This window comes from Bradyrhizobium sp. S69, assembly GCF_009766005.1.
In the GTDB taxonomy this organism is placed as follows: Bacteria; Pseudomonadota; Alphaproteobacteria; order Rhizobiales; family Xanthobacteraceae; genus Bradyrhizobium.
Map to the genome: position 1 here is coordinate 50,029 of NZ_LMUK01000059.1, position 20,329 is coordinate 70,357.

The 20,329-nt window shown below is 63.2% G+C and carries 14 protein-coding genes; 6 read left to right on the plus strand and 8 right to left on the minus strand.

The genetic code is table 11. The annotated features are described in order from the left end of the window. Positions 1–6: 6 nt before the first annotated feature. Both GSQ88_RS31465 and GSQ88_RS31470 read left to right on the plus strand, forming a co-directional pair. Positions 7–984 carry an NUDIX hydrolase gene (locus GSQ88_RS31465; protein ID WP_159011950.1) on the plus strand — a complete coding sequence of 326 codons (978 nt, stop codon included), beginning with the start codon at positions 7–9 and terminating at the stop codon, positions 982–984. Positions 985–1,077: 93 nt separating this feature from the next. Next, positions 1,078–3,783: a DUF2339 domain-containing protein gene (locus GSQ88_RS31470; RefSeq protein ID WP_159011952.1), complete on the plus strand. Its 2,706-nt coding sequence runs from the start codon at positions 1,078–1,080 to the stop codon at positions 3,781–3,783. A 108-nt stretch (positions 3,784–3,891) separates the two neighbouring features. On the opposite strand, the gene GSQ88_RS31475 is transcribed toward GSQ88_RS31470, so the two are convergent. The 4 genes from GSQ88_RS31475 to GSQ88_RS31490 all read right to left on the minus strand — a co-directional run bounded on the left by GSQ88_RS31475 (position 3,892) and on the right by GSQ88_RS31490 (position 7,275). Beyond that, positions 3,892–4,128 carry a DUF6894 family protein gene (locus tag GSQ88_RS31475; RefSeq protein WP_159011954.1) on the minus strand — a complete coding sequence of 79 codons (237 nt, stop codon included), beginning with the start codon at positions 4,126–4,128 and terminating at the stop codon, positions 3,892–3,894. A 158-nt stretch (positions 4,129–4,286) separates the two neighbouring features. Beyond that, complete coding sequence (locus GSQ88_RS31480; RefSeq protein ID WP_159011956.1) at positions 4,287–4,877, minus strand: hypothetical protein; 591 nt, start codon at positions 4,875–4,877, stop codon at positions 4,287–4,289. A gap of 115 nt (positions 4,878–4,992) precedes the next feature. Next, on the minus strand, positions 4,993–5,979 hold the full coding sequence (gene acuI, locus GSQ88_RS31485; protein WP_159011957.1) for an acrylyl-CoA reductase (NADPH): 987 nt from the start codon (positions 5,977–5,979) through the stop codon (positions 4,993–4,995). Positions 5,980–6,024: 45 nt separating this feature from the next. Next, positions 6,025–7,275 (minus strand): MFS transporter, encoded by a 1,251-nt coding sequence (locus GSQ88_RS31490; RefSeq protein WP_159011958.1) that lies wholly within the window; start codon positions 7,273–7,275, stop codon positions 6,025–6,027. Positions 7,276–7,656: 381 nt separating this feature from the next. Here GSQ88_RS31490 and nadA point away from each other — a divergent pair, with 381 nt between their 5' ends. The 3 genes from nadA (at position 7,657) to nadC (ending at position 11,358) form a co-directional block, all read left to right on the plus strand. Continuing rightward, on the plus strand, positions 7,657–8,778 hold the full coding sequence (nadA, locus tag GSQ88_RS31495; RefSeq protein WP_159011960.1) for a quinolinate synthase NadA: 1,122 nt from the start codon (positions 7,657–7,659) through the stop codon (positions 8,776–8,778). Positions 8,779–8,860: 82 nt separating this feature from the next. Next, on the plus strand, positions 8,861–10,465 hold the full coding sequence (locus GSQ88_RS31500; protein ID WP_159011962.1) for an L-aspartate oxidase: 1,605 nt from the start codon (positions 8,861–8,863) through the stop codon (positions 10,463–10,465). 14 nt (positions 10,466–10,479) lie between these two features. Further along, a complete protein-coding gene (nadC, locus tag GSQ88_RS31505) occupies positions 10,480–11,358 on the plus strand; it encodes a carboxylating nicotinate-nucleotide diphosphorylase (protein ID WP_159011964.1) in 879 nt (292 codons plus the stop codon). A gap of 35 nt (positions 11,359–11,393) precedes the next feature. Here the strand turns inward: nadC and GSQ88_RS31510 are convergent, their stop codons facing one another. The 3 genes from GSQ88_RS31510 to GSQ88_RS31520 all read right to left on the minus strand — a co-directional run bounded on the left by GSQ88_RS31510 (position 11,394) and on the right by GSQ88_RS31520 (position 16,333). Further along, positions 11,394–12,854, minus strand: coding sequence for a cell wall hydrolase (locus GSQ88_RS31510; RefSeq protein ID WP_159011965.1), 1,461 nt, complete (start codon positions 12,852–12,854; stop codon positions 11,394–11,396). A gap of 298 nt (positions 12,855–13,152) precedes the next feature. Beyond that, positions 13,153–16,086 (minus strand): pyruvate, phosphate dikinase, encoded by a 2,934-nt coding sequence (gene ppdK / locus GSQ88_RS31515; RefSeq protein WP_174248165.1) that lies wholly within the window; start codon positions 16,084–16,086, stop codon positions 13,153–13,155. 91 nt (positions 16,087–16,177) lie between these two features. Continuing rightward, a complete protein-coding gene (locus tag GSQ88_RS31520; RefSeq protein ID WP_159011969.1) occupies positions 16,178–16,333 on the minus strand; it encodes a DUF3096 domain-containing protein in 156 nt (51 codons plus the stop codon). A 248-nt stretch (positions 16,334–16,581) separates the two neighbouring features. On the opposite strand from GSQ88_RS31520, the gene GSQ88_RS31525 reads away from it, so the two are divergent. Beyond that, on the plus strand, positions 16,582–16,962 hold the full coding sequence (locus tag GSQ88_RS31525; RefSeq protein ID WP_159011971.1) for a DUF1236 domain-containing protein: 381 nt from the start codon (positions 16,582–16,584) through the stop codon (positions 16,960–16,962). A 1,255-nt stretch (positions 16,963–18,217) separates the two neighbouring features. On the opposite strand, the gene glyS is transcribed toward GSQ88_RS31525, so the two are convergent. Then, positions 18,218–20,329 carry a glycine--tRNA ligase subunit beta gene (glyS, locus tag GSQ88_RS31530; RefSeq protein WP_159011973.1) on the minus strand — a complete coding sequence of 704 codons (2,112 nt, stop codon included), beginning with the start codon at positions 20,327–20,329 and terminating at the stop codon, positions 18,218–18,220.

Sequence of the window (20,329 nt, forward strand, 5' to 3'; positions counted from 1 at the left end):
CGCGCGATGAGCGACAAGCCGCTGACGCCGATCGAAATCGGACTGACCGCGGCCATCGTCGCGATTGAAGACAACGAGCCCTTGATCCTGATCGCGTCGAGCGGCGATGGCGACAGGCTGGCCGGCCTGCCGTTCGGCCCGTTCGAAGCGGTCTCGCACCGCACCTTCGAGATCGGCCTGCGCGCCTGGGTCGAGCAACAGGCGGGATTGCGTCTCGGCTATGTCGAACAGCTCTATACGTTCGGCGATCGCGGCCGCCATACCGAGCCCGGCGACACCGACGTCCATGTCGCCTCGATCGGCTACCTCGCGCTGACCCGCGCCGCCGACAACGCGGCGCGTCTGCCGGGCGCCACCTTCGAGCCCTGGTATCGATTTTTCCCGTGGGAAGATTGGCGCGAGGTGCGCCCCGAGATGATCGAGCGCGACATTTTGCCCGAACTGACCAACTGGGCCGCGCAGGCCGAGGAGCCCGGCACCACGCGCGCGCTCGGCCGCAAGGATCGCGTGCGGCTGTATTTCGGCACCGAGGGCGCGCATTGGGACGAGGAACGCGTGCTCGACCGTTACGAGCTGCTCTACGAAGCCGGACTGGTCGAGGAAGCGCGCCGTGACGGACGGCCCGCGGCGCTGGCGCGGAAAAAGGTCCCCCGCCTCGGCGTCTCGATGCGGTTCGACCACCGGCGCATTCTCGCCACCGCGATCGCGCGGCTGCGCGCCAAGCTGAAATATCGCCCGGTGGTGTTCGAGCTGCTGCCGCCGGAATTTACGCTGACCGAACTGCAACGAACCGTGGAAGCGATCTCGGGGCGGCATCTGCACAAGCAAAACTTCCGACGGCTGGTGGAAAACGGCGCGCTGGTCGAACCAACCGGCGTGATGTCGACACAAACCGGAGGACGGCCCGCCGCGCTGTTTCGCTTCCGGCGCGAGGTATTGCAGGAGCGGCCCGCCCCCGGTCTGCGGGTCCGCGGCCGGCGATGAGGCTCAAAAAATCCATTAGAACGAAGTGATAGAAGCACCTGACAAAACCAAGCTGACAAAACCCAAACGTCGGGCCGATGGCCTGGAGGCTCGATGTTCGATTTCTTTTCATTCCTGATCGCCATTGTCGCGCTGATCGTCGCAGCGAAGGCGTTCAACCAGGTCGCAGCACTCCGCCAGCGGATCTACACGCTCGAACGGGCCGCGCCCCTGGCGCAGGCCGCGCCGCCCCCACTCGCACCCTATCCGGAAGCCGATCAAGCCCTCCCCGCCGCATCGCCCGACATCGCGGGTGAACAACCACCGCCTGTGCCCGAAATTGAACCGGCTACGACCACGGCGGAAAGCCCGGACATCGCACCGGAGTACGACGCCGCGGATACGGCGGTGCCGCCTCCGCCGCTGCCTCAACCGGTGGCCACGCCGAGCTTCGAAGAGCGCATCGGCACCCGCTGGGTGGTCTGGGTCGGCGGTCTCACCTTGGCGCTCGGCGGATTCTTTATGGTGCGCTATTCGATCGAGGCCGGACTGGTCGGGCCGGGCGTGCGCGTCTTGCTGGGCGGAGCCTTCGCGCTGGCGCTGCTTGCGGCCGGCGAATGGCTGCGCCGCAAGGAGAGCGTCTCGACCATCGAAGCGCTGCCGATCGCCAACATTCCCGCCATTCTCACCGCCGCCGGAACGGCCGTGGCGTTCGCGACCGTCTATGCCGCGTATGCGCTGTACGATTTTCTCGTTCCCGCGACCGCGTTCGTGCTGCTGGGGCTGGTGGCGCTGGGCACGCTCGCCGCAGCATTGCTGCACGGGCCGGCGCTGGCGGGCCTCGGCGTCGCGGCGGCCTTCGCCACGCCAATTCTGGTCTCTTCCGACAAACCGAATTTCTGGGCGCTGTACATCTACCTCGCCATCGTCACGGCCGCTTCATTCGCGCTGGCGCGGATCCGGCTGTGGAGCTGGCTCGCCATCACCACCATCGTGTTCGCGCTGGCGTGGACGCTGCCCTGCCTGCAATGCGAAGACCCGATGGTCGGTGCGCATGTCTTCCATGTCGTCGCCGGTTTTGTTCTCGCCGCTCTGCTGGTGGTGAGCGGCTTCGCGTTCGGCCCGCCCCTGGAACAAGATCGCATCGAGCCGATGTCATCGAGCGCGCTCGCGGCCTATTTGCTCGGCGCCACCGCGATCGTGATCACGAGCCTGCATGCCGACGCTGCGATGACGGCGTTTGCGGTCTTGGTCGCCGGCACCCTGTTGATCGCGTGGCGCGCGCCGGCCGCGACCGGCGCGGTCGCCGCCGCCGCGGTGCTGGCCGCTGTCGTGTTCCTGGAATGGGCCGTGCTGGCCAATCCGGACATGCTGGTGCTGCCGGGCGGCGCTCTGCCGGGCATCGGCCCGCATGCCACCGACGGTTCGGTCTCGCTGCATCTGACATCGGCCGCGATCTTTGCGATAGGCTTCGGCGTCGCCGGATTTCTGGCGCAGGGGCGTTCGACCACCGCGATCATCCCGGTGGTCTGGTCGGGGGCGGCGGTGTTCACGCCGCTCGCGCTCCTGATCGCGCTCTACGCCCGGATCGCGCATCTCGACCGCTCGATACCGTTTGCGATCCTCGCCGTGATCCTCGCGGCGGCCTTTGGTGCGGCGACCGAGCTGCTCGGCAAACGCGATAACCGGCCGGGACTGCCGATCTCGATCGCCTTGTTTGCGACGGGCACGCTGAGCGCGCTGGCGCTGGCGCTGACCTTTGCACTCGACAAGGGCCTGCTCTCGATCGCGATCGCGTTGATGTCGCTGGGCACGGCGTGGGTCTCGATGCAGCGGCCGATCCCGTTCCTGCGCTCGCTCGCGGCTATTCTGGCCGCCATCGTCGTGATGCGGACCGCCTACGAGCCGCGCATCGCCGGCGATGCGATCGGCACCACGCCGATTTTCAACTGGCTATTATGGGGCTATGGCGTGCCGGCGTTGTCGTTCTGGGCCGGCAGCATCTTCCTGCGCCGCCGCGGCGATGACCGGCCACAGCGCGCGGTCGAGTCGGCGGCGATCCTGTTCACCGTGCTTTTGGGTTTCACGGAAATTCGCCATGCGGTGAACGGCGGCGACATCTATCGCGATACCGCGGACCTCACCGAAGTGGCGCTGCAAGTGTGCACGGCGCTCGCGATGGCGATCGGGCTGGAACGCTTGCGCATTCGCAGCGGCAGCGTGGTTCACAATGTCAGCGCGGTGCTGCTGACGGTCTATGCCGGCCTTGCCACCGTGTTCGGCCTGATGTTGTGGGAGACGCCGATCTTCTGGTCGATCGATGTCGGCGGCATCTTCGTCAACTTGCTGTTGCTCGGCTACGCCTTGCCCGCGGTGCTGGCGCTGTTGCTGTCCTATGCGGTGGCGGGTCGCCGCAGCGCCTGGTACGGCAACACGATCGCGGCCGGCGCGCTGCTTCTGGCATTGACCTATCTCACCTTCGAAATCAGGCGGTTCTATCACGGCCCGGTGCTGACCGACGGCGCCACCGGCGGCGCTGAGCAATACACCTACTCGATTGCGTGGCTGGCGTTCGGCGTGGTGCTGCTCGGCATCGGCATTCTCGTCAATTCGCAGCGCGCCCGGCTTGCGTCCGCTGTCGTGATCGCGCTGACCATCGGAAAGGCCTTCCTGATCGACATGTCGACGCTGACAGGCGTCTATCGTGCGCTGTCATTCATGTGCCTGGGACTGGTGCTGGTGGCGATCGGCTGGCTCTACCAGCGGATCCTGTTTCGCCGGCAGGCGCAGCCCGCGCCCGTCACGCAGCCGGGTGGCTAAGCGGTGCTAGAGCGTTTTCGAGCGAAGTGGATACCGGTTCGCGTCAAGAAAACGCGTCAAAAAAAGAGTCTAGAGCCCGGTTCTGATTTCATCAGAACCGGAAATGCTCTAGCAGCCCGGCGATTCCGCGACCAACCGGATTCGAAACACCGGCTGCTTCGCCTCATCCAGCAGTTCCATCTGCCATTCGGCGTTTTGTTTCAGGCTGCGGGAAATGCCGCTAACCAGGTTGGCGCAAACCTTGGTCATCTCGGCCCAGGCGGCTTCGCGGCTTTCGAATTCCGATCCCAGATCGGCGGCGCCGGAAAATCGGCCGTTACTGATCCGGAAATAATAAAGCGACATGACGAATCCATGCGTGAGGCCGCGCCGGGCTTGCCCATTATCGGCAAAACTGCGGCGGAAGTCGCTACCAACACATGAAAGTAGGGGCCCGTAGAACTACGGCATCACCGCTGCGGCGATCACGGACCATTGAATATGGCGCATCGTCGCCGCAATCATCACTCGGTCGAGTGGCGCAATTCCGGAGCACTCTCCGATTTCTCCGGCGCAGATTTGGTCTCGGATTTGACCGGTTCGATTCCAGCGCTCTCGACCCGCGGGGTTTCGACCCGCACGGAAACCTCGGTCCGCGGCGCTTCGACCGATTGCTCCGACCGACGCATCGAACGCGGCCGCGCCGCGCGGGCCATCAGCATCTGGGCCGCGCCCTGGTGATGGAAATCGCAATACGCGAAGCCCATCCCGGAAACCGATCCGCGGAAGCTGACTTCGTCCTTCTTGTCGAGATTGAAGCAGGGCTCGAATGGAATACCCTTGATCGAGGCACACACCGCCTGGCCGCGAATCTGAAGCGTGTTGCCCGGCAGCCGGAGGTGGCGCACCGGACCGGAGCCGGAAAATTGCACCGCCCCGATCGCGCCCATGTCGTCGAGAATCCGGCCTGCGCCACGGGTGCCGTCGAAACAGGTGAAGGCGAAGACTTTGCCGGCCACGAACCTGCGGGCTTCGTCGGCGTTCATGGCCCCGGCCAGCGCAGGCGCGACCAACGCAGCGGCAGTAATGGTTCCCAACACAAAACGCGCAAGCATGCCGTAACTCCAACTCACCGAGCGCGGGTACCCGCCTTAAGGCCTCTTTACCCGCTGCTTACCATACTAACCATGGCAACATTGGAGCAGGTTGGTTGGTAAAGTCTGAACGCCGTTACAGAATTTTTACCACGATTCGACCGCGGACCTGTCCGGCAAGGATTTTGGCGCCCGCGCCGACAACTTCGTCAAGGCCGATTTCTTGAGTAATTTCAGTAAGTTTTCCCCGATCCAAATCGCTGGCCAGCCGGCTCCAGGCGATTTTGCGCCGTTCGATCGGACACATCACCGAATCGATGCCCAACAGACACACGCCGCGCAAAATAAACGGAGCCACCGAGGTCGGCAGGTCCATGCCGGCGGCAAGGCCGCAGGCGGCGACAGCGCCGCCATATTTGGTCATCGAGAGCACGTTGGCCAGCGTGGTCGAGCCGACGCTGTCGATACCTCCCGCCCAGCGCTCTTTTGCCAAGGGTTTGGCCGGCCCCGACAGTTCCGCCCGATCGATCACCTCGGCGGCCCCAAGGTCTTTCAGATAGTCCGCCTCCGCCATCCGCCCGGTCGAGGCGACGACGCGATAGCCGAGCTTGGAGAGGATCGCGGTCGCCACCGAGCCGACGCCGCCGGCAGCACCGGTGACGACGATTGGGCCATCGCTGGGCGTCAGGCCGTATTTTTCCAACGCCAGCACCGACAGCATCGCGGTGTAGCCGGCGGTGCCGATCGCCATCGCCTCGCGGGACGACATGCCCTCCGGCAGGCGGACCAGCCAGTCACCTTTGACCCGCGCCTTCTCGGCATAGGCGCCAAGATGGGTCTCGCCCAAGCCCCAGCCATCGCAGATCACCTTGTCGCCGGCCTTCCATTGCGGATGCGACGACGCTTCGACCGTACCGGCGAAGTCGATGCCCGCGATCATCGGAAAACGCCGTACCACCGGTGCCTTGCCGGTGACGGCAAGGCCATCCTTGTAGTTCAGTGTCGACCATTCGACCCGGACCGTGACGTCGCCCTCCATCAATTCGGCTTCGTCGAATTGGGTGAGCGCGACGGTCGTGCCTTTTTCTGCCTTGTCGATCCTGATCGCCTTGAACGTTGCCATGGCAGGCTCCCTGAATTTCGAAATTTCGGAGGGATGTTTACCGGATCAGGCCGGTTGCGCAACCGGCCGCGCGACAGGCGCCTCGACGATCGGCAGGTTGATCAGCGCCGACAACACGCCGAACAACGCCGACAGCCACCAGATCGACGTGTAGGAGCCGAATTTCTCGAACACGATGCCGCCGAGCAGGACGCCGAGGAAGCCGCCGACCTGATGGCTGACGAAGGCAAAACCATACAGCGTCGCAAACCAGCGCGTGCCGAACATCAGCGACACCAGCGCCGAGGTCGGCGGCACCGTCGAGAGCCAGGTCAGGCCGCTGACCGCGCCGAACATGATGGCAGAGGTCGGGCTGATCGGAAACGAGATGAAGGCGACAATCGAGATCGCGCGGATCAAATAGATCGCCGACAGGATGTAGCGTTTGGCAAAGATGTTTTGCAGCCAGCCAACGCCGAGCGATCCCACGATGTTGAACAGGCCGATCGCGGCGATCACCCAGCCACCGGTCGACGCCGGTATGCCGCGATCGACCAGATAGGCCGGCAGGTGCACCGTGATAAACGCGAGTTGAAAGCCGCAGGTGAAGAAGCCGAGCACCAGCAACACATAGGAGCGATGGCCGAACGCCTCCGCCAGCGCCGTCCTGAACGACTGCTGGTCCGGCGCCGGCACGTGGTCCGACGCCACCGGCGGCGTGCTGAGCGCGAGCGACAACGGCACGATCAACAACATCAGCCCGGCAAACACCAGGAGCGCGGTCTGCCAGCCGAAATTGTCGATCATCGCAACGCCGAACGGCGCGAACAGAAACTGCCCGAACGATCCGGCCGCCGTTCCCGCGCCGAGCGCCACGCCCCGCCGTTCCGGCGGCAACAGCTTCGAAAATGCCGACAGCACCAGATTGAACGAACAGCCCGACAGACCAAAGCCGATCAGCACACCGGCGCCGATGTCGAGCGACAGCGGCGTCGCCGCGTAACGCATCAGCACCAGACCCGCGGCGTAGAGCAATGCGCCCACCAGGATCACGCGCAAGCTGCCAAAACGATCGGCAATGGCACCGGCGATCGGCTGACCCAATCCCCACAGCAGATTCTGAAAAGCCAGCGCGAGGGCGAAGACATCACGGCCCCAGGCAAATTCGCGGCTCATCGGCTGCACGAAAAATCCGAAGCTCGAGCGCGGCCCGAAGCTCAACAGTGCAATCGCGCAGCCGCAGATGACGATCTCCAGCGGCGTCCGCCAATTGGCCGCGCCCGGAGCCGGACCAGGATCGTCCGCGGTTGCCGACATGCACATTTCCCCCGATTGATCGCAGCGGATTCGCCGGGGCGTTCCGCGCGTTACAGGGAGTTAATGCATTCGCATGCAAATCCCAATGGTGAGGTTTTCGAAACAGCGTTTCGCATTGCAGCGTTGCAAATCGAGCCGGCCAGACCAGACAATTTAGCCGGCCGGACACCTAGCGGCTTGCCGACATGCATGTTACATTCGATTTGCTCGTTATGAGGATAAGTAAAGTTCGCGTGACGTGACGGATTGCCTGCAACGCGGCAGGTTGCTCCGCCCGAAAGACAACCAACAAGACCACCGGAATGCCGGCCCTGGGAGGCCGGATTTCTCGGAGCTCATATATGCTCATATTGAGTATATATAAATCGAAGGGAGCGCACGATGCCTATCGCTGGAATTTACGGTCCGGAAGATTTCGGAAACCCGCCTCGCGGGCCTGCCACCGTCGCACGACGAAATCCCACCGCTCCCGCAGCAGCACGCGCCGCCGCGCCAGCGCTGCCGATGCCGTCGCTGGAGTGGACGCCAGAGGTCGAATGCGCCACCGCGCACCTCTATGAGAGGGTCAGGGCCGTGATCTCCCCGGTCGAGTGGCCGTTGATGGCGCCCTACGTCAAGGCGATCAATGAACTGAAGCAGCAACGCGACGCCGTGATCCTGGCGCATAACTACCAGACCCCGGAGATTTTCCATTGCGTCGCCGACATCGGCGGCGACTCGCTGCAGCTTGCGATCGAGGCCACCAAGGTGAAGTCCGGCATCATCGTGCAATGCGGCGTACATTTCATGGCGGAGACTTCAAAGCTTCTCAACCCGGACAAGACGGTCCTGATCCCGGACTCCCGGGCCGGCTGCTCGCTGGCGTCGAGCATTACGGGAGCGGATGTGCGGCTGTTGCGGATGCGTTTTCCCGGTGTGCCTGTGGTGGCCTATGTCAACACATCAGCCGACGTGAAGGCCGAAGTCGACATCTGCTGTACCTCGTCCAACGCGGTCGAGGTCGTCGAGAGCCTGAATGCGGCGACGGTGATCTTCCTGCCAGATCAATATCTGGCAAAATATGTCGCCTCGAAAACCAGCGTGAAGATCATCGCCTGGAAAGGCGCCTGCGAAGTGCACGAGCGCTTTACCGGCGATGAGTTGCGCGCCTATCGCGAGGCCGATCCGTCGGTACAGATCATCGCCCATCCGGAATGCCCGCCGGACGTGCTGGCCGAGGCCGACTTCACCGGTTCGACCGCGCACATGATCAAGTGGGTTCGCGACAAGCGCCCGAGGCGGCTGGTGATGATCACCGAATGTTCGATGGCCGACAACGTGCGAGCCGAGTTGCCCGACGTCGAAATAGTGCAGCCATGCAATCTGTGTCCGCACATGAAGCGGATCACGCTGCCGAATATCTTGGACAGCCTGCTCACCTTGCGTGAGGAAGTCACCATCGATCCCTCGATTGCCGACAAGGCGCGGCGATCGGTGGAGCGGATGATCAATCTGAAGAATTAGCAACTCCCAACAAACCATCGTCGCTCCGGCCTGGCGCGCAATTGCGCTTAAGTCGTCGGGACGACGAGCGGTGGAGACGAACATGTCAAACCAGATCAACGATCTTACTCACGCCACCGACGATATCGTCATCGTCGGTGCCGGTCTCGCCGGATTGTTCTGCGCGCTAAAACTGGCGCCGCGTCCGGTTACCGTGATATCGGCGGCGCCGCTCGGCGAAGGCGCTTCAACCGCGTGGGCGCAAGGAGGCATCGCGGCCGCCGTCGCCGAGGGCGACAGCGCGGAGGCGCACGCCGCCGATACGGTTGCCGTCGGTGCCGGGCTGGTCGACGAGACGATCGCGCTCGGCCTCGCGCGCGAAGCCGGCGCGCGCATCCATGACCTGCTGCGGTATGGCGTTCCGTTCGATCGCGACCTCGAGGGCAGGCTTGCGGTCTCCCAGGAGGCCGCGCATTCCGCGCGCCGCATCGTGCATGTGCGCGGCGATATGGCGGGCAAGGCGATCATCGCCGCGCTGATCGACGCGGTGCGCGCGACGCCTTCGATCCGCGTGATCGAAGGCTATGTCGCAGAAGCGCTGCTGACGGAGGGCGACACCGTCACCGGCCTGCAACTGCGTCAAACCGCCGACCCCAGCGCGAAACCCCACATCATCGCATCGCGCGCGGTGGTGATGGCGACCGGCGGCATCGGCCATCTCTATGCCGTGACGACGAATCCCGCGGAAGCCCGTGGGCTCGGGCTTGCGATCGCCGCGCGCGCCGGCGCCGTGATTGCCGATCCGGAATTCGTCCAGTTCCACCCGACCGCGATCATGGTCGGCCGCGATCCGGCGCCGCTGGCGACCGAAGCGCTGCGCGGCGAAGGCGCAACGCTGATCAACGACAAAGGCGAGCGTTTTATGATCGCGCGGCACAGGCTCGCCGAACTCGCGCCGCGGGACGTCGTGGCGCGCGGCGTGTTCGCGGAAATCGCCACCGGCCGCGGCGCGTTTCTCGACGCCACCGCTTCACTCGGCAGCCGTTTCGCCGAAAAATTTCCGACGGTCTATGCGAGCTGTATCGCCGCGAATATCGATCCGGCGCGACAGCCGATCCCGGTGGCGCCCGCCGCGCATTATCACATGGGCGGCATCGCGGTGGATGCGCGCGGCCGCACCTCGCTGAGGGGATTGTGGGCCGGCGGCGAAGTCTCCTGCACCGGCGCGCACGGCGCCAACCGGCTGGCATCAAACTCGCTGCTCGAAGCCGCGGTCTATGCGGCCCGCATCGCCGAGGACATCGACGGCCACGATTTTGCGGCGCGCGCCAGCCCGCCGGAACCAACGACGCCGCGCAATTGCGCGATGCCTCCGCTGACCGAGGCCAATCTTCGGACCATGATGACCTCGCATGTCGGCGTGATCCGCGACGCCGACCGGCTGGCGCAAGCTATCAGGACGTTCGCAAGCCTCGAGCGCGATACCGGCAATATCGCGCTGCGCAACATCGCGACCACCGCATTGCTGGTGACGACATCGGCATGGGCGCGGCGCGAAAGCCGTGGCGCGCATTGCCGCAGCGACCATCCAACCGAAAGACCCGATCTCGCGCACCGCACCATGACGACGCTCCAGGCGGCGCGGGAGATCGCAGCGTCGCTGGCCGAGAGCCCGGCAACGCGATCGACACACCCCATCACCGCCTGACAGGAAGCCACATCATGATAACCCCTGCTTCGCTCTTGCACCCCGACGCGTTCCTTTCACCACTCGCCATCGACGAGGCTGTGCATCGCGCCCTTCATGAGGATCTCGGCCGCGCCGGCGACATCACCTCGATGGCCACCATCCCGGAGGCGACCCACGCCCATGCCGTGATGGTGGCACGGCAATCCGGCGTAATCGCAGGATTGCCGCTCGCAATCGCGGTATTTCAAAGGCTGTCGCCCGATATCAGCATTGAAGCCCATGTCCGCGATGGCGCTGTGGTCGCTGCCGGCATTCATGTGCTGACATTGTCCGGCCCGGCGCGCGCGGTCTTGACCGGCGAGCGCACGGCGCTGAACTTTGTCGGCCGGCTCTCCGGCGTCGCCACCCTCACCGCCGATTATGTGCGGCCCACCGCCGGCACCAAGATGCGGATCTGCTGCACCCGCAAGACGACGCCCGGTCTGCGCGCGCTGGAGAAATACGCCGTGCGTTGCGGCGGCGGGTTCAACCATCGGTTCGGGCTCGACGATGCGATCCTGATCAAGGATAACCACATCGCGGTTGCCGGCGGCATCCGGCCGGTGCTCGAACGCGCGCGCGCGCAGATCGGACATCTGGTCAGGATCGAGATCGAGGTCGATACGCTCACGCAACTGCGCGAGGTGCTCGATACGGGCCTCGCCGATGTCGTACTGCTCGACAATATGGATACCGCTGAACTGACCGAAGCCGTGAGCATGGCCAGGGGACGCGTCGTGCTGGAAGCCTCCGGCGGTGTCACGCAAGGTTCGATCGCGACCATCGCATCGACCGGCGTCGATTATGCCTCGGCCGGCGCGCTGACCCATTCGGCGCCGAACTTCGATATCGCCCTCGATATCGATGCGTGAGAAGGCTCTCGCGTCACGGGAAGCGGCGCGTCAACCTAGCGTCGCACCGTATTCGGCGAAGCCTCGGCGGAGCTCTTGGCGGCTTCGGCCAGCTCCGCCGATATCTCGGCGGTTTGCGCCGGCGATCCCCAGCTCGGCGCTTCGCTACCGTCGCCCCAGGCGCGCGGCCGATAGAAGGTGTGAACGCCGAATTTGTACATTTTCTTCATTTCGGCGACCCAGGACGGGTGCACCCAGTAGGCGTGATAGTGCGTCGACTTCGCCACTTCCGGCAGCCAGAGCTGGCCGTCCAGCGTCGCCTTGGCGATCTTCTTGGCGCGGTCCCACATGTCGGGTTCGCGCACCACGTCGGCGACATTGTCGCAAGCGAACGTGAACTGGCACGCCATGTGGTGATATTTGTTCTGATAGACCACCGCGCACACCGTGGTTGGATACCGACCCGAGAACACCCGGTTCATCACCACCTGCGCCACCGCGATCTGGCCGCGCACGGCTTCGCCGCGGGCCTCGAAATAGACGGCCTCGGCGAGGCACTTCTCCGACTTGGCGCGCGCCTTGTCGTCGAACAGGCCGAGCCGCTCGGCCGGCGTCTTGGTGCGCTGATTATCAGCGTTGACTTCGCCCTTGGCCGCAATGCTTTCGCCGCTCTCGGCGGATCTGGAAGGTTGTTCCGCGGGCGACGGCAACGACGCGATCACCTTCATGTCGGGATCGGCGGCAGCGTCCGGCGCCACCACCATCGGCTCTTCGCCCGGCTCCCAGCGCGCCATGCCCGCGGCGGGGGCGCCGAGGGAGGAGCTTCCGAAAAACAGCCGCGCGGTCTTCACCGAGAAACCATCGTGCGACGCCGCCGGCTCCAGCGCGATCGCTGCCGCATCGGGCGCTGCTTTCAGGTCCTCGAGCGGCTGGGCTTCCAGCGACATCGAGACATCGTATTGCGCCAGCGGCGGCGCGCTCAGCGCTTCCGCCAGTTCCGGATCGAGCGGCGCTCGGTCGCCGGCCGGCGCGGCCTCGGAGGTCTTTGCACCCCGCACCGACGCATTCGAGGTCGCGGGATCTTCAAGGGCAGGCGCATGATCCGCCGGCGCTGCGGCCTCGGGCGGCGGGGACTTGACCAGTCGATCGCCCTTCAGCGTGCGGTCGACGGTGGGGAACTCGGAAGCCTGATAACGCGGCGGAGGTTGCAGCAGCGCGTTACGCGTCAGCGAACCGGTGACGTCGAGGCTCGGGTTTTCGAGGCTCGCCAGACGATACAGTGCGGCCTGCGGCGCCGAAGTCCCGATCGGGCGGCCGAAGCTATAGGTCGCGACCTGGATCGTGCTGACGGCGGAGAACACCCGCTTTTGCCAGCGCTCGGCGACACCGGGCTGCCTGGCGAGCAGCGATGCAATATCCTGGTATCCGACTTCTGTGGGGGTCAATGCAAAGACACAAAGACCAAGGCCGAAGAACGCGAAACTCGCGCCCTTCGGCCGGTTACGCACACCTAACATCGATACACTCACGCAACGCTTACACACACACGCACGATCGAACCCCGGTACGTCCGCGCAATTCGATCTTTTTTTGTGATATCGAATTTAGGTTGCGAGGGAGTTAATCGGTGGTGCGCGGCGGTTACACGCAAGCAGTGCTTGGGTTTTCGCGAGCGGCATCGAAACTGTTGGTAAACGGGCGCTCGAACAAAATGGTAAACATCGCGTCAATAAAAATGATGAAGAAAATTATTTGCGGGCCGTGAGTTCCCGTCCTCCGTCGTTGCGAGCAGCGCTCGCAACGACGCTGCTGATTCTACGCCTGACTTGAGACCGCCTTGCCGAGGGCGGCCTGCGCCGCGGCGAGGCGGGCGATCGGCACGCGATAGGGTGAGCACGAGACGTAATCGAGACCGATCTCGTGGCAGAACGCCACCGACGCGGGATCGCCGCCATGCTCGCCGCAAATGCCGACCTTCAGATCGGGGCGGGTCTTGCGGCCGCGGGCGACGCCGATCTTGACCAGTTCGCCGACACCATCGCGATCGACCGAGACGAACGGATCGATCTCGAGGATGCCTTTCGAAATATAGGTGCCGAGGAATCCGGCGGCGTCGTCGCGGCTGATGCCATAGGTGGTCTGGGTCAGGTCGTTGGTGCCGAACGAAAAGAACTCGGCGGTCTTGGCGATATCGCCCGCCATCAGGCACGCGCGTGGCAGCTCGATCATCGTACCAACTTGATAACTGAGCTTCTTGCCGGTCTCTTTCATCACCGCCTGCGCGGTGGCGTCTATCCGCCCCTTGACCAGATCGAACTCGGCCTTGGTCGCGATCAGCGGCACCATCACCTCGAGCCCGACCGCCTTGTTGGTGCGCTTTTCGGCTTCCACTGCGGCCTCGAAAATCGCGCGCGCCTGCATCTCGGCGATTTCAGGATAGGCAATCGCAAGCCGGCAACCGCGGAAGCCGAGCATCGGATTGAACTCGGCGAGATCGCGGGCGCGATCGGCCAGCCTTCGCGGATCGGCGTTCATCGCGCGCGCGACTTCCTCGATCTCGGCCTGGGTGTGCGGCAGGAACTCATGCAGCGGCGGATCGAGCAGCCGGATCGTCACCGGCAGGCCCTTCATGATCTCGAACAGCTCGACGAAATCGGCGCGCTGCATCGGCAACAATTTCGACAGCGCGGCGCGGCGCGCCTGCTCGTCCTCGGCCAGGATCATCTCGCGCACGGTGCGGATCCGGGTCTCCTCGAAGAACATATGCTCGGTGCGGCACAGCCCGATGCCTTCGGCGCCGAATTTGATCGCGGCGCGCGCATCCTCCGGCGTATCGCCATTGACCCGAACGCGAAGCTTGCGGACCGAATCGGCCCAACCCATCAGCGTGCCGAATTCGCCCGACAGTTCCGGCTCGATCATCGGCATCCGCCCGGCCAGCACCTGGCCGACCGAACCGTCGATGGTGATGACATCGCCGGTCTTGAAGATGCGCGAGCCGATGCTCATGGTGCCGCGGCCATAATCGACGCGAATGCTGCCGCAACCGGAGACGCAGGGCTTGCCCATGCCGCGCGCCACCACGGCGGCGTGCGAGGTCATGCCGCCGCGCGTGGTCAGGATGCCTTCCGCCGCGTGCATGCCGTGAATGTCTTCCGGACTGGTTTCGATCCGGACCAGAATGACTTTACGTCCATCGGCCTGCAATTTCGCGGCCTCATCCGACGAGAACACGATTTCGCCGGAGGCAGCCCCCGGCGATGCCGGCAGGCCGGTCGCGATCACGTCGCGCTTGGCGGAGGGATCGATGGTCGGATGCAGCAATTGATCGAGCGAGGCGGGATCGATCCGCAACACCGCGTCCTTTTTCGAGATCAGGCCCTCATTGGCGAGTTCGACCGCGATGCGAAGCGCCGCCTTCGCGGTGCGCTTGCCGCCGCGGGTCTGCAGCATCCACAATTTGCCCTGCTCGACCGTGAACTCCATGTCCTGCATGTCGCGGTAATGCTTTTCGAGCAGCGTGTAGATCCGCGTCAATTCCTTGAACGCCTCGGGCATCGCGATTTCCATCGATGCCTTGTCGGAGCCGGACTCCTTGCGCGCATATTCGGTGATGTCCTGCGGCGTGCGGATGCCCGCCACCACGTCCTCGCCCTGGGCGTTGATCAGGAATTCGCCATAGAGCTTGCTTTCGCCGGTCGACGGATTGCGCGTGAACGCAACACCGGTCGCGGACGTCTCGCCCATATTGCCGAACACCATGGCCTGCACGTTGACGGCAGTGCCCCACGATTCCGGGATGTCATGCAGCCGCCGATAGGTCACCGCGCGCGCGTTCATCCAGGATGAAAACACAGCCCCAATCGCGCCCCACAATTGGTCGTGCGGATCCTGCGGGAAATCCTTGCCGGTCTCGCGCGCCACCGCATCCTTGTAGCGGCCGACCAGGTCGACCCAGTCGTCGCCGGTCAAATCGGTATCGAGCGTGTAGCCCTGGCCGTCCTTGAAGGTATCGAGGATGTCCTCGAAATGATGATGCTCGAAGCCGAGCACGACATCCGAATACATCGTGATGAAGCGGCGATAGCTGTCATAGGCAAAGCGGCGATCGCCGGACAGTTCGGCCAGCGCTTCCACGGTCTTGTCGTTGAGGCCGAGATTGAGCACGGTATCCATCATGCCCGGCATCGAGGCCCGGCCACCGGAGCGCACCGAGACCAAGAGCGGATTCCTGGAATCGCCGAACATTTTGCCGGCCATCTTGCCGACCTGCTCCAGCGCCTTTTCGACCTGCGCCTTCAATTCCTTCGGATAGGTTTTGTCGTTGGCGTAGAAATAGGTGCAGACCGAGGTCGGAATGGTGAAGCCGGGAGGCACCGGCAAGCCCAGATTGGCCATCTCGGCGAGGTTGGCGCCCTTGCCGCCCAGGAGGTCGCGCAGGGTCGCCTTGCCCTCGGCCTTGCCGTCGCCGAAGGTGAACACCCATTTGCCGGATTTCACCGCGTCAGCGGCGGGCTTGCTGGCCACGGCCTTCTGGACCGGCTTGCTGGCGGCCTTGACCACAGGCTTCGCGACCGGTTTGGCAGCCGCTTTGGCAACAGGTTTGACTTGAGGTTTGGCTTGGCTTTTTGGCAGTGCCTTGCGCGCCGAAGCCGGCGCAGCGGCCTTGGCCCGTGCGGGCGCGGATGCCTTTGATTTAGCTACGATTTTCTCTGCGGTCTTCTTGGACTTCGCGACGGCTTTGGCCATGACTGACAACAATCCAATCGAGGGAAGGAGATGGGCGCCTTACACCATTTTGAGGGGTTCCGCGCAAGCTGCGAAACCCCTCCGGTCCGCGCTACATGTGAAACATCCGGAGAAAGCCGAGGCCCTGCAGACCAACCAGGATCAGATAGATCGCAATGATGAAATTCAGGAACCGCGGCATGATCAGGATCAGGACGCCTGCGAGCAGGGCCACAATGGCGGGAATATGCGCAGCGGTGATGGTCATTGAGAAGGTCTCCGGCAGATTGGGGAAAGATCGAATCGAGGACGGCAATCTACCCGTTGGCGAGGTTCCGCAATAGGAGACGTCCATCGCTTCAACGGGTTCCAGTACCTGACCAAATTGGCTGACAAAAAATGCCGAAAATTGCAGCGAAGCGAATGGCACTGTTCCGGGAACGATGAGGCGCGCGATGGATTGGGTGGCATTGCTGGGCGGCGCAAACCGGCCGGCAGCTACTGAAGGAGTTCATCATGCGGAACAAGATACTTGGCAACAAGATCCTTGCCATTGCAGCGATAGCTGCGGCTGTGAGTGCCCCGATCGCGGCAAGAGCGCAAAGCGACATGACGGTGGGCGTGGCGCGTGGCGCGCCCGTCGTCGTGGATGGCGATGCCGAGGGCATCCCGGCCGACCAGTTTCCGGCGTTCCGGCAATACATCATTCGCGAACACGTGCCTGATTACACCATTCCGGATCGGGTGGCGGTCGGCACCGTGCTGCCGGAAACCGGCGTGACCTATTACGACGTGCCGCAGACCTACGGCATGACGCCGTATCGCTACACGGTCGTCAACGGCCAGACCATCCTGATCGAACCGCGCACCCGCCGTATCGTTCAGGTGATCGAATAGTCGCGGTACGCGATTTATTCGCATCAATGACGTGTACCAAATGACTTGCATCACATGACTTGCATGACATGACTTGCATCACATGACTTGCACCAATTGTCCGGGCGCTGAGCCGCCGCGACCGGACAACAAAGGCCTCGTCCGGTCTCCCCCGTCCGGGCGGGGCTTTTTTTGGCTCATTGTTCATTAGCAGTCGTCATCCTGAGGAGCGCGCCCTTGCGCGCGTCTCGAAGGATGGCCGCAAGTTCAGCGCTTGCGGCGGTCGCCCTTCGAGGCTCGCCAAGCGGCGAGCACCTCAGGGTGACGGCTCTTCCGCGTTTCCTATTCAACTTTCAAACAACCGATCCAAGACCGTCATTGCGAGCGTCAGCGAAGCAATCCATGCAACAAGGAAGCTGGATTGCTTCGTCGCTACGCTCCTCGCAATGACGCTGATGACGACGCTCCAACCAACACCGTCATACCCGCGAAGGCGGGTATCCAGTACCCCGCGAGTTTTCGATTCCATCGCTGGCGTCTCGGAATACTGGGTCCCCGCCTGCGCGGATGATGACAACTGAACACGACTCCGCGATCTCGCGACATCATTCGCCCGAGGTTTGCAAATTCGTTCGCCCCAAAAAGAAGAGGGCGCAGGGAAGACCGGGTGCGCGCTGCACCCGCGGTCTCATGTGCCAAGGCAAACAAAAAACGCACATGAGCATACAGGTTCAGCGGAAACACTCCGGCCTTCCCTGCGCAATGGTGTTACAGCTTATTTCGTGCTCTCCCCGGTGAGACCAGGCTTGCTTGTCACCGTCATTCCTAAGAAGCGTGAGCTTCTGAGGGATTTGACACCAGCCATTGGGGCGTCAGGACCACACGACTTTGCCGTCCGCTTCAGCCACGCTCGTCAGTCGCAGCTCTCGCGTCCATCGCTCCCCGCGCCCAACGTTCGTGACGATCGCGAAACGCCCCTCTTCGAGGGTGCGGGATGACTTGAGAAGTGAAGGTGATTTGCCTTCGCGATCAACCATGATTTGCTGCGACACATTGGCACGACGGGCAACTCAGCAAAATGCTGTCAAGTTTTATTTGCGGATGCGACGCATCTTTTTTCCCTTCTCCCCTTGTGGGAGAAGGTGCCTTCGCGAAGCGAAGGCGGATGAGGGGTCGCAACATAACGAGAGGCCGATACCCCTCACCCGTCTCGCATCTAAAGATGCGAGCCACCCTCTCCCACAAGGGGAGAGGGGAAGTAAGCACGCGCCGGTGATCAATCCTGTATCTTCGAGAAATCCGCCACCGCACGCGTCGCGGCGCGGATTTCATTCAACAGCTTCAGGCGGTTTTCGCGCACGCTTGCATCGTCGTCGTTGACTTTGACCTTGTCAAAGAACGCATCGACCGCCGGGCGCAGCTTTGCCAGCGTGCTCATCGCGCCGGCAAAATCTTCTTTTGCCACCGCGGCGCTGGCTTCCGCCTTCACTTCATCGATCGCTTTCGCCAACGTCTTTTCTTCGTTGAGTGAATAGAGCCCGGCATCGGGCGCACCGTCGAACTTGCGCTTGTCTTTCTTTTCCTCGATCGCAAGGATGTTGCTGGCGCGCTTGGTGCCCGCGAGCAAATTCTTGCCGTCATCGCTGTCGAGGAACTTGCCGAGCGCTTCGACGCGACGGACAATAGACAAAAGCCCCACTTCCTTGCCGTCAAGATGAAGCACAGCGTCCACGAGGTCGTGTCGCGCGCCCTGATCGCGAAGCTGAACAGTGAGGCGATCCTCGAAGAAACGTTGGAACGAGTCGCCGATTTCGGAGATTTCAACATCAGAAAGGTCTGCGCGAACCCTTTTGATTCGCCTCTCAAGAAGACCGCGAGGATACAATTCAATTTCGCGCTCGATCGCTATTCGAATCACACCCAGCGCTGCTCTGCGCAATGCATACGGGTCTCTACTTCCTGTAGGTTTCTCGTCAACTGCCCAAAAACCAATCAGCGTATCGATCTTGTCGGCCAACGCCACCGCCACCGACACCGGATCAACGGGGACATTATCGTTCGGCCCCTGAGGTTTATAGTGTTCTTCGCTCGCGGCGGCGACGGAAGTATCCTCGCCCTGCGCCAGCGCGTAATACTTGCCCATTAATCCTTGCAGTTCAGGAAATTCGCTGACTACTTCGGTAAGCAGATCGGCTTTCGCCAGATGCGCCGCTCGCTTCGCTTTCTCGACATCGGCACCGACCAGCGGCGCCATCTCCGCGGCAACAAGCTCGATCCGTTTGATGCGCTCGGCCTGCGTGCCCAGCTTCTCGTGAAACACGATCTGCTCGAATTTCGGCAACCGATCTTCGAGCTTGGTCTTCAGGTCCGTATCATAGAAAAACTTCGCGTCGCTCAATCGCGCGCGAATGACGCGCTCGTTGCCGGCGACGATCGCCTTGCCGCCGTCAGACGCTTCGATATTCGCGGTGAGAATGAACTTGTTGGCGAGCTTTCCGGCTTTGGGATCGCTGACCACAAAACACTTCTGGTTATTGCGGATGGTGGCGCGGATCACCTCGCCCGGGATCGACAGAAACTCCTGGTCGAACGAGCCCATCAGAACCACGGGCCATTCGACCAGGCCCGAGACTTCATCGAGCAGCACCTGATCCTCGACCAGTTCAAACCCCTGCGCGAACGCCAACTGCTTGGCATCGGCCAGAATGATGTCCTTGCGGGCCTGCGGGTCGAGCACGACCTTGGCCGCTTTTAGCTTGCTCTCGTAGTCGTCGAAGCGGCGCACGTTGATCGCCGCGGGCGCCATGAAGCGGTGGCCGTACGTGGTCTGACCGGCTTCGATGGTGTCGATCGAAAACTTTACGACATCCGGCTCTTCGGTCTCGATGCCGAAGGTCGCGGTGATCGCATGCAGCGGCCGTACCCATTGCAGCGCGCCGGGCTTAGCGGAGCGTTCGCCCCAGCGCATCGATTTCGGCCATGGAAACGTGCGCACGATCACCGGCAGCATGTCCGCGAGCACGTCGAGCGTCGGCCGGCCCGGCTTTTCGATCAGGGCGATGTAAAAATCGCCCTTCTTCGGGTCGCGCTGGATTTTTGCTTCATCCAGCGAGGCAAGCCCGGTGGCTTTCAGAAAGCCCGCCACCGCCGCCTCCGGTCCGCCCACTCTTGGACCCTTGCGCTCTTCCTTCAGGTCGGATTGCCGCGCCGGAATGCCATGCACCGTCAACGCAAGTCGCCGCGGTGTCGCGAATGCCTTGGCGCCCTCATAGACCAGGCCTTCCGCGACCAGTTTATCGGTCACCATGCGACGCAAATCCTCCGCCGCCTTCGCCTGCATGCGCGCGGGGATTTCTTCAGAGAATAATTCGAGAAGGAGATCGGGCAT